The 9471-nt window shown below is 29.6% G+C and carries 9 protein-coding genes, 1 tRNA gene and 1 other RNA gene; 2 read left to right on the forward strand and 9 right to left on the reverse strand.

The window, feature by feature from the left end:
- The 5 genes from rsmH to ACTTAQ_RS05820 form a co-directional block, all read right to left on the reverse strand.
- Nucleotides 1-941: 16S rRNA (cytosine(1402)-N(4))-methyltransferase RsmH (gene rsmH / locus ACTTAQ_RS05800; protein WP_440696379.1), on the reverse strand; the 941-nt coding region annotated here is incomplete at its 3' end.
- A gap of 12 nt (nt 942-953) precedes the next feature.
- Nucleotides 954-2507, reverse strand: coding sequence for a cell division protein FtsZ (ftsZ, locus tag ACTTAQ_RS05805; RefSeq protein WP_440696394.1), 1554 nt, complete (start codon nt 2505-2507; stop codon nt 954-956).
- Between the two features lie 14 nt (nt 2508-2521).
- Entirely contained in the window at nt 2522-2971 is a 450-nt protein-coding gene (mraZ, locus tag ACTTAQ_RS05810; RefSeq protein ID WP_009359882.1) for a division/cell wall cluster transcriptional repressor MraZ, read from the reverse strand.
- A 117-nt stretch (nt 2972-3088) separates the two neighbouring features.
- Nucleotides 3089-3438, reverse strand: an RNA gene (gene rnpB, locus ACTTAQ_RS05815) — RNase P RNA component class A.
- A gap of 31 nt (nt 3439-3469) precedes the next feature.
- On the reverse strand, nt 3470-3949 hold the full coding sequence (locus ACTTAQ_RS05820; protein WP_440696382.1) for an N-acetylmuramoyl-L-alanine amidase: 480 nt from the start codon (nt 3947-3949) through the stop codon (nt 3470-3472).
- Between the two features lie 66 nt (nt 3950-4015).
- On the opposite strand from ACTTAQ_RS05820, the gene ACTTAQ_RS05825 reads away from it, so the two are divergent.
- Together ACTTAQ_RS05825 and ACTTAQ_RS05830 are read left to right on the forward strand one after the other, a co-directional pair.
- The gene (locus tag ACTTAQ_RS05825; RefSeq protein WP_440696384.1) at nt 4016-4768 is read left to right on the forward strand and encodes an MlaA family lipoprotein; all 753 of its coding nucleotides are present in this window, start codon (nt 4016-4018) and stop codon (nt 4766-4768) included.
- A 13-nt stretch (nt 4769-4781) separates the two neighbouring features.
- Entirely contained in the window at nt 4782-5375 is a 594-nt protein-coding gene (locus ACTTAQ_RS05830; protein WP_440696386.1) for an MlaC/ttg2D family ABC transporter substrate-binding protein, read from the forward strand.
- On the opposite strand, the gene ACTTAQ_RS05835 is transcribed toward ACTTAQ_RS05830, so the two are convergent.
- From ACTTAQ_RS05835 to ACTTAQ_RS05850, 4 genes are all read right to left on the reverse strand, one after another.
- Entirely contained in the window at nt 5365-6264 is a 900-nt protein-coding gene (locus ACTTAQ_RS05835; protein ID WP_440696388.1) for a DMT family transporter, read from the reverse strand. The genes ACTTAQ_RS05830 and ACTTAQ_RS05835 overlap by 11 nt on opposite strands.
- Before the next feature lie 7 nt (nt 6265-6271).
- A tRNA-Ile gene (locus tag ACTTAQ_RS05840) sits at nt 6272-6348 on the reverse strand.
- A 48-nt stretch (nt 6349-6396) separates the two neighbouring features.
- Nucleotides 6397-8238, reverse strand: coding sequence for an RNA polymerase sigma factor RpoD (gene rpoD / locus ACTTAQ_RS05845; protein WP_440696390.1), 1842 nt, complete (start codon nt 8236-8238; stop codon nt 6397-6399).
- A 59-nt stretch (nt 8239-8297) separates the two neighbouring features.
- Nucleotides 8298-9471, reverse strand: a 1174-nt coding sequence (locus ACTTAQ_RS05850; protein WP_440696392.1) for a toprim domain-containing protein, incomplete at its 5' end; no start/stop codon positions are given.

Below are 9471 nucleotides of genomic sequence, written 5' to 3' on the forward strand. Positions count from 1 at the left end.
GATCTATTTAAAATAAAATCAGGTTTGCAAATTTTAGTAAAAGCTCTCAGTTTTGCTGAACGAGAGCTTGGATTTACATTAACTTCCTCTGAATTTGGTTTAATAGCTTTGTTAGTTAAAATTTTTATAGGCATTTTTTTAATATCCGAGTCTTGTGGTAAGTATCTCGAAGTTGAAGTTTTTTTTCCATAAAAATTTATTATTTTTTTAACAAGAAGATCTTCAAGAGAATGAAATGTAACAACTATAATTGTTGAGTTTTCTTTACAGTTTTCAATTATAAATTTTAATGATTTGTATATTTCTAATAATTCTTGATTTACAATCATTCTTAATGCTTGGAAAGATTTTGTTGAAGGGTGAGTTTTATTTTTTTTAAATTTAATAGTTTCTATAATTTCAGCTAATTTTTTACCAGATGATATATTTTTGTTTTTTCGTACATTAATAATTTTATTTGCAATTTTTGAAGCGAATTTTTCTTCTCCAAAAAATTTTAAAATATTTTTTAAATCCTTTTCAGAAACTTTTCTAATTAATTCCTCTGCATCCAGGTCTGTTAAACCCATGCTCATACTTAAACTGTCATCTGAACTAAATGAGAACCCTCGCTTCATATCTTTCAATTGAAAGTGCGAAACACCAAGGTCAAAAATAAAATAATCTATTTGATTTATTTCTTTTACTTTATGTATTTCAGAAAATTTAAGATTTTTAAAAACAAAACGTTTTAAATATTTTTTTTCTAACTTTTTTGCAAATTGAATAATTTCAATATCTCTATCTATAGCGATAACTTTTGAATTCGAATATTTTTTTAAAATTTCAGAAGAATACCCGCCTCCTCCAAAAGTACAGTCTAATATTAATTTATTATCTGAAAGAAAATTAGTGACTTCTCTCAACATCACTGGATAATGTTTTATTGTATCCAGTGACATTGAGCATAATCTCTAATTAGTTTGTCTTCTTAAAAATGCAGGGATCTCAAGATCATCCTTATCGTCAAAATTAATATCGGACAAATCCGTATCAATTTCATCGGCTAATGATTTTTCTTGATCATGATCTCTTATCTCTTCATCTCCAGTGAATAGCTGTGGAGTAGCATTTTCAGTTTCTACATTATTATTTTCAATTGTATTTTCTTCTATGTTTAGTGAAGACTGTACCTCAATGGAGCTTGCATCGAGACTATCAAAATTTTGATCCTCACTAATAAAATCCTCCGTAACAGAATTGTCTATAGGAGCGCTTTTTTGTAACTCCTCATAATTTGTATTGATTTCATGAGTAACATTCTGCTCTGTTTTATAGATAGAGTTAACATCCAATGCATTTGAGCCTGAAATAGGTGCTGAATGATTAGTTGTTGCGCTGGCCATAGGGGCGTTACTTGAATTAGCTTGATGACCATTTTGTGTAAACGCTTCTTGGCTATAATTTGAATATGGTGAGTGTGCATTATTAAATAGATTTGGTCTTGAGTAACCATGATTTCTATTTTGAACAACACTTAAAGTTGGTTTGTTTTTTACAACTTCTCCACCTAATCCTGTAACAACAATTGAAACTCTTACTTTGCCATTCATAGATTCATCAATAGTTGAACCGATTAAAATATCTGCAGTAGGATCTACCTCAGCTCTAATTTTATTTGCCGCTTCATCTACTTCAAATAAAGTAATATCATTACCACCAGTGATGTTTACTAGTAAACCTTTAGCTCCTTTAAGAGTATAATCATCAATCAAAGGATTATTTATAGCAGCTTCAGAAGCAAGCTCTGCTCTTTTTTCTCCTTCTGCCTCTCCAGTTCCCATCATAGCTTTTCCCATTCCGCTCATGATAGTTTCAATGTCAGCAAAATCCAAATTCATTAATCCAGGTTGTACAATCAAATCTGTTATTCCTCTTACGCCGTGCATTAAAACATTATCAGCCATTCTAAATGCTTGAGGAAATGTTGTTTTATCATCTGCAATTTTAAATAAATTCTGGTTTGGAATAATTATGCTCGTATCAACAACTTTAGAAAGATTTTCTAAACCTGCTTCAGCAACTCTTATTCTACCCGGTCCTTCAAACATAAAAGGTTTAGTTACAACTGCTACGGTTAAAATATTTAAATCCTTTGCAGCCTTTGCAATAACTGGTGCTGCACCTGTTCCTGTACCACCTCCCATTCCAGCAGTTACAAAAACCATATTTGCACCTTGTAATAAATTAATTATTTCATTCATTGACTCATCGGCAGCTGCTTGTCCAATATCAGCTTTTGCACCAGCGCCTAAACCTCTTGTCAAATTAGCACCTAGTTGAATTTTACAATCAGCTTTATTCTTTTTTAAATCTTGTGCATCTGTATTTGCGGCAACAAACTCGACACCTTGGATACCAGAGTCAATCATATTATTGATTGCGTTTCCTCCTGCTCCCCCAACTCCTAAAACTACTATTCTTGGTTTTAATTCTCTTAATTCAGGTGCTGTTATATTTATTGCCATCGTTTTCTCCTTTTTTAGTTTGATTGTTTCCATTTCAGTTCTGATCTTTTTAAATTTGCTTTTTTTCTTGCATCATCACTGAATTTTTTAAATAAAGTTGGTTCCCACATCTGAAATGTTTTTCCTTGACCAACAAATAAAACTTTTTCTTTTATTTTTGAATGCTCTAATAATTTTTCATTTAAAGTAATTCTTCCATCACCATCAAAATTAAGTTGAGAACTGTTTGCTAAGATTGATGTAGAAAAGATATCTCTATTTTCTTCAAAAGGATTTAGTGTTTCAATTGTTTCAATAATTTTTTCTAGTCTGTCTTGAGGACAAAATTCAATAGATGAATTTGTAAAAGATGGGTAACAAACAACTCCGTTATAACCAAGGGTAGATAAATGAGATCTATAAGCTGCAGGCACGGACACCCTTCCTTTTTTGTCTAGTTTGTTTTCGTAAGTAGAAATAAACATACAATTTATTCATCAAATTCCCTTTTATGGGATTTTATGGGAATATATGGTTTTTAATAAATAGTCAATTTATATTCAACTTTTAGTTGTTCTTATATTGTTCTATTTATAATTGAATTTGCTAGTTGGTCTATAAGCTGGGTTCTGTCATTTAAAATGGTAATTTATCTTGGCTGATTATTTCTAAACAGCTCCAGCAACCAACCCGGGTAGCAAACTTAGGATGTTTGATCAAAGATCGTGCTACCCCTATTTGGTCTTGCTCCAAGTAAGGTTTTCCTTGCCCTTTTTATTACTAAAAAGGCGGTGAGCTCTTACCTCACCGTTTCACCCTTGCCTTGATTAGGCGGTCTATTCTCTGTGGCACTATCTCTAGGATTTCTCCTGCCAGGAGTTACCTGGTACTTTTTCCTATGGAGCCCAGACTTTCCTCTCTATTATAATAGAGCTACCATTCAACCAACTAGCAAAATGCTTATAGTCAAAAAACAAGTAAAATCAATGCTTTTTAGTAAGTTTGTGATTATACAATATTTTCCAGGGAAATTTCGGACCTGGATCAGTCTTTCTACCAGGAGATATATCTTCGTGCCCAAGAATATAAGTGGGTTTGATCTGGTATTTTTTTTTTAGGATTTTTAAAACATTTATTAACGCAACAATCTGTTTTTCAGGAAAACTTTCAAACCCTTTGTTTACCAATTCAATTCCAATTGATTTAGAATTTAAATTAATGTCTTTACCCCATTTTGATTTTCCAGCGTGCCAAGCGACATCTTGGTCTTGAACCATTTGATAGATTTTGCCTCCTCTGCTAATTAAATAATGGCAGCTAACTTTTGCAACTTTTGATTGTAATCTTTTAATTGCAGATTTCTGGTCTTTCATGCCCGTATAATGAATTATTATATACTTAATTCTTCTATCTTTTAATTTGTCAAAGTTTTTACTAGGTTTTTTCTTTATTTTTAAATGCATTAATTGCCTTTTTTTACTCTAGTTTTAGCTACAAATATCACTATATACTCGCACAAATATAAAAAAATGAAAAAGTTTTTAAGCACTTTATTAATTGCATCAATTGCATCAGTAATAACACTGACGCCCACAGTTTCGTTTTCAAAAACTAAGGATTGTTTTGAACCAGTAAACAGAGCCGTTTTTTCATTTAATATGGGGTTAGATAAAACTATTTTTAAACCAGTTGCAAAAGGCTATTCATACCTGCCTGATCCGTTGAAAACTGGAGTGAAAAATGCAACCAATAATGTTTCCTACTTTGTTCAAATTCCAAATCAATTTCTTCAAGGTAAATATAAACAAGGCATAAATGATACTGGAAGATTTTTTATAAACACAACCATTGGGATACTTGGAATATTTGATCCAGCATCAAAACTGGGATTTAAAAAAAATGAAAATGAAGACTATGGCCAAACTCTTGGAGCCTGGGGTGTTGGACACGGATGTTATGTAATGTTACCTGTTCTGGGGCCCGCAACTTTAAGAGACAGTGTTGGAAAAATCGGCAATGCAATGCTTGATCCTTTTTATTTAAGTACAGTTGGAAATAAAGAAATGTTACTTGGAAACAACCTAGGAGACGGAACTTACTGGGGAGAAACTGCCCTTGATAAAACAAATTGGCGAGCTGAAAATTTAAATGCACTAGATAATTTAGAAAAAAATTCTGTAGATCTATATGCATCTGTTAGAAGTTTATACCTTCAAAGAAGAAACTATTTAACAAATGATGGCAACTCTTCTGATGAAGAGCAATGGAAAGATTTCAAATAGTTTTTCAAAATAAATGTTAAGAAAAAATTTTTTTTTAAATATATTTTTCTTTATCATTCTATCTTCTAACAGTTACTCATTTGAAACAGAAGCTGAACAACTTGTTCAATCAACAACTGATAATGCTAAAAAAATTATCTTAGACTCAAATCTTAATATAGCCGATAAAAAAAAGAAAATTGAAGCTATCGCTCTGGATGTTGTTGATGTAGATGGTTTAGGTCGATTTACCCTAGGGTCTTCAAGAAAAGATTTGAATGAAGCTCAGTTAAAAAAATATTCAGAGGTATTCAGAGTTTTTTTTGCAAAGAATATATCAAGTAGATTACAAAATTATAGTGACCAAAATATAAAAGTTACTGGATCAAAAAGAATAAGTGATAACTATGTTTTAGTAAATTCAAAAATGATATCTAAAAAAGAAAATCAAGAAATAAAAATTGACTGGAGAGTTTTCAATATAAATAAAAAGTTAGTTATAAGAGATTTAGTCGTAGAAGGTTTAAGCTTAGCAAAAACTCAAAGAGAAGAATTTAGCTCAATATTAGCCAGTAAAGGCTTTGATGGTTTAATAGCTAACTTGAATGAATTTATATCTAAGAATTAGATTTTTTATATCCTAATTGCAAAACCCACAGACCAAACAAAATAATAAAAAGGGAAATTAACATATTTGCAGTAAATTTTTCACTTAAAAATAGCCAGCTAAAATATAAACCAAAAATTGGTATTAATAACGATACTTGAGACATAAAAATTAAACCATTGTCAAAAATTAATTTTGCCCTCATCATAAAAGCAATTGCAGTACTAAATACACCAAGATAAATTAGACTTAATAAACTATTAAGTTCAACATAATTAATATTTAGTTTAGATAGCTTATATATACAAATTGGTAATAATAATATTGTTCCACATCCCATAGACAAGGTTGCAATAGTTTGATTATTAAACTTTTTAAATTTTTGCACAATCAAGCCTCCAATCACATAACTCAGAGATGCTGACATTACAATTAGAACTGATTTTATTGTTGTTGATTTTGTAACATAAACTTGATCGTAAAATAAAATAAACACACTGACAAAACCAATCATAGTTCCAATTAGTTTATATTTATTGAATTTATCATTAGTAAATAAGTGTGATAAAATAATTGCATAAAATGGGCCAGCAGACATCAATAATGCTGCAAGACCACTAGACATACCATCTATGCCGAATGCTATTAAACTGAAGGGCAATACATAATTTGTAAAACCAATAATAAAAAAAATATAAAAATTTTTAGAGAATAAAATTTTAAAATTTATAGACCTCAAAAAAAATAAGGATAGTAAACATAAAAAAATAGTGGCAAAAAATAATCTTCCACCTGCTAAGAGAAAATAGTCAAAACTTGTTAAAACAATTTTATAATTAAAAAAAGCAGAGCCCCATATGGCTGCTAAAAAGAAAAGTAAAAAATAACTTTTTATAGATGGTTTGGTCATTATTTATTGGTGGGCCCGGAGGGATTTGAACCCCCGACAACCCCGTTATGAGCGGGGGGCTCTAACCAACTGAGCTACAGGCCCGGAATATTTTGTTATTACACTAATGATAACAAAAATAAATAAATTATTTTAATTATCTAAGAAACTTTTTAATTGCCTAGATCGACTTGGGTGTTTTAGTTTTCTTAATGCCTTTGCTTCAATCTGTCTGATCCTTTCTCTAGTAACAGAAAACTGCTGGCCAACTTCCTCGAGGGTATGATCTGTATTCATGCCAATACCAAATCTCATTCTCAATACTCTTTCTTCTCTTGGAGTTAAAGAAGCCAAAACTTTGGTTGTTGTATTTTTTAATGCAGTCTGAACCGCAGCATCTACAGGTATTAATGCATTTGAGTCTTCAATAAAATCACCAAGAGTACTATCTTCTTCATCTCCGACTGGAGTTTCTAATGACACTGGCTCTTTTGCTATCTTTAAAACTTTTCTAACTTTTTCAAGCGGCATTGCCAATTTTTTTGATAACTCTTCTGGTGTAGGTTCTCTTCCAAACTCACTCATCATTTGTCTTTGAGTTCTTACAATTTTATTTATTGTTTCTATCATATGAACTGGAATTCTAATCGTTCTAGCTTGGTCAGCAATTGATCTTGTAATGGCTTGCCTTATCCACCATGTTGCATATGTTGAAAATTTATATCCCCTTCTATACTCAAACTTATCTACCGCTTTCATTAAACCAATGTTACCTTCTTGAATTAAATCTAAAAACTGCAAACCTCTATTTGTATATTTTTTTGCAATCGAAATAACTAATCTAAGATTGGCTTCGATCATTTCTTTTTTTGCAATTCTAGACTCTCTTTCCCCTTTTTTAATTTTATTCACTAAAATTCTAAAATCAGAAATTGACATTCCAATGTTGTCACTGAGCTCAATAAGTTTATCTTTTAAATTTGCAAAAAGTTTTTTTTCTTTAGTAAAGAAAGCTAACCAACTTTTTTCTTCACTTAAAAATTTTTCAAAATTTGGATTTAGTTCATTACCTACATAAAATTTAATAAAATCGTCTCTTGAAATACCATGTTTATTTGCCGCTCTCATTAATTCACCATCGTAAGAAAGGATTTTTTTATTTTCAGCATAATTTAAGGCAACCAAATCTTCTTGAGTAACTTGGTTAAGCTGAAGCTTCAAAAGTTCTTCCATAATTTCTTTTTTTACCTTTTCGTAACTTTTCTTTTTACTGTCGCTAAATGCTTGATTTTTTAAAACACATTCAAGCTTATCTCTTTGATAAGAAATTAGTTTTTTATAGTTTTTTGTAATCCTGCTGAAAGCCTCTAAAATTTTTGGTTTTAACTCAATTTCTAATGATGCTAGAGATATATTAAATTCATCATCGTCATTACTATCTTCTGACTCAGTATCTATATTTGGATTTTTTTCTTTAGCTTCTTTTTTACTTTTCTCTTTAATTGACTTTGCTAATTTTTCATCATCAATAAAATTCGTATCAAGATCAATAATATCTCTTACAAGCATTTCATTATTAATTAATTTCTCTTCCCAATCGAATATTTTTTTTGCAGTAATTGGACTTTCTGATAACGAACTGATCATTACATATCGACCAGATTCTATTCTCTTAGCAATTGCTGTTTCACCTTCACGCGACAGAAGTTCTACGCCACCCATTTCTCTTAGGTACATTCTTATTGGGTCATCGCTTCTTTCAACTGTCTTTGATTGCTTCGCAGTTTCAGATTCTTGTTTTTTTACTTTAAAATCAGATTTATTTTGAACTAAAGTAATTGCTTGATCAAAAATATGTACTAATGCAGTGTCTAAACTTTCAATATTACTGTTTCTTTTACCTAAAGATTTTTGTAACTCTTCATGTGTTATAAAACCTCTATTCAGGCCTTTCTCAACAAGTCTTTCAAAGGATTTTGATATTAATTTTTCCACAATAGATGCTGGAATTTATATTTTTTTAATAAAAAATAAACGGAAGATTTTTAACATTTTTAGCTATTTTTTAGAGATAAGTATTGATTATAGCTAGCCTCATCAGGGTTCTTTAGTAGCTCCGACTCAAGACTAGAAATCTGTTTATTTTTTTTGGCAACATTTAATTCTTCAACATAATCATTGAAAAAGTTTGAGTAAGACTCTTCATTAAGATTAACAATAATACTTTTGTTATTTGAATACATTTCAATTTTTTTAATAAAAGAGGCAAAGTTTATTGTTAATTTTTTTCTTAAATCTTCTTTTGTTTTAATATTTTCATTTACTAATGAATTTATAAGTTCAGATATAAAAATATTACTTTCTTTAAAATTAAATTCTAAAAGCGATATATCTTCAATTTTATTTTCACTAAATTCTGGATAATTTAATATTAAATTAATGAAAGATAACTCTACTATTTCTTCTTTAGATAGCATTAATCGCAAACTTGCTTTTTTTATCTCTTCCTGACTTTGAGAATTATAATTTTTCTTCTTAATAATGTTTTCAAAAATTTTATTTTTAAATGCGCTTTTTATATATTTTTTTGAAATTTGATCTTCAATTTCATCAGCTAAATTAAATAACTTTTTTTCTAACATAGCAATATCTGAAGGTTTTGATTTATTAACTCCTAATGCATGATGGTTAAAAATAACATCTGCTAAATCTTTACTTTGACTTATTAAAGAATTGAAACCTTCTTTACCAAATTGATTTACAAAATCATCTGGATCTTGGCCGTTAGGAATTTTTGCAAAATAAATATCTTTTCCTGGTTTTAATATTTTTAAAATTCTTTCTGCAGCTCGATAAGAAGCATCAATACCACTTTGATCTCCATCAAAACAAATGATAATTTTATCAAAGTTCTTCCAAGCTAAGCTTATCTGCGAAGTTGTCATTGCAGTACCTAAGGTGGCAGAAACATTTTTTATTCCTTTATTAAACAAAGACACTACATCCATATACCCTTCAACAAGAATTAAATTATTTGAATTTAAACTTTCTTTTTTTGCATTATTTAAATTAAACAAATTAAAACCTTTTTTAAAAAAATTTGTTTCAGGAGAATTTATATATTTTGCCAAAGCATTTGGTAAAACTGTTCGACCTCCACAACCAATAAAATTACTGTAATAATTTTGTATCGGAAAAGTAATTCTATTTTTAAAACGGTTAACTAAT

This window comes from Candidatus Pelagibacter sp. HIMB109 (assembly GCF_052048155.1).
Classification (GTDB): domain Bacteria; phylum Pseudomonadota; class Alphaproteobacteria; order Pelagibacterales; family Pelagibacteraceae; genus HIMB114.

Excerpts from the sequence above, each read along its gene's own strand:
- ftsZ (WP_440696394.1), bottom strand. The coding sequence starts at position 2,507 with ATGGCAATAAATATAACAGCACCTGAATTAAGAGAATTAAAACCAAGA.
- mraZ (WP_009359882.1), bottom strand. The coding sequence starts at position 2,971 with ATGTTTATTTCTACTTACGAAAACAAACTAGACAAAAAAGGAAGGGTG.
- ACTTAQ_RS05820 (WP_440696382.1), bottom strand. The coding sequence starts at position 3,949 with ATGCATTTAAAAATAAAGAAAAAACCTAGTAAAAACTTTGACAAATTA.
- ACTTAQ_RS05825 (WP_440696384.1), top strand. The coding sequence starts at position 4,016 with ATGAAAAAGTTTTTAAGCACTTTATTAATTGCATCAATTGCATCAGTA.
- ACTTAQ_RS05830 (WP_440696386.1), top strand. The coding sequence starts at position 4,782 with ATGTTAAGAAAAAATTTTTTTTTAAATATATTTTTCTTTATCATTCTA.
- ACTTAQ_RS05835 (WP_440696388.1), bottom strand. The coding sequence starts at position 6,264 with ATGACCAAACCATCTATAAAAAGTTATTTTTTACTTTTCTTTTTAGCA.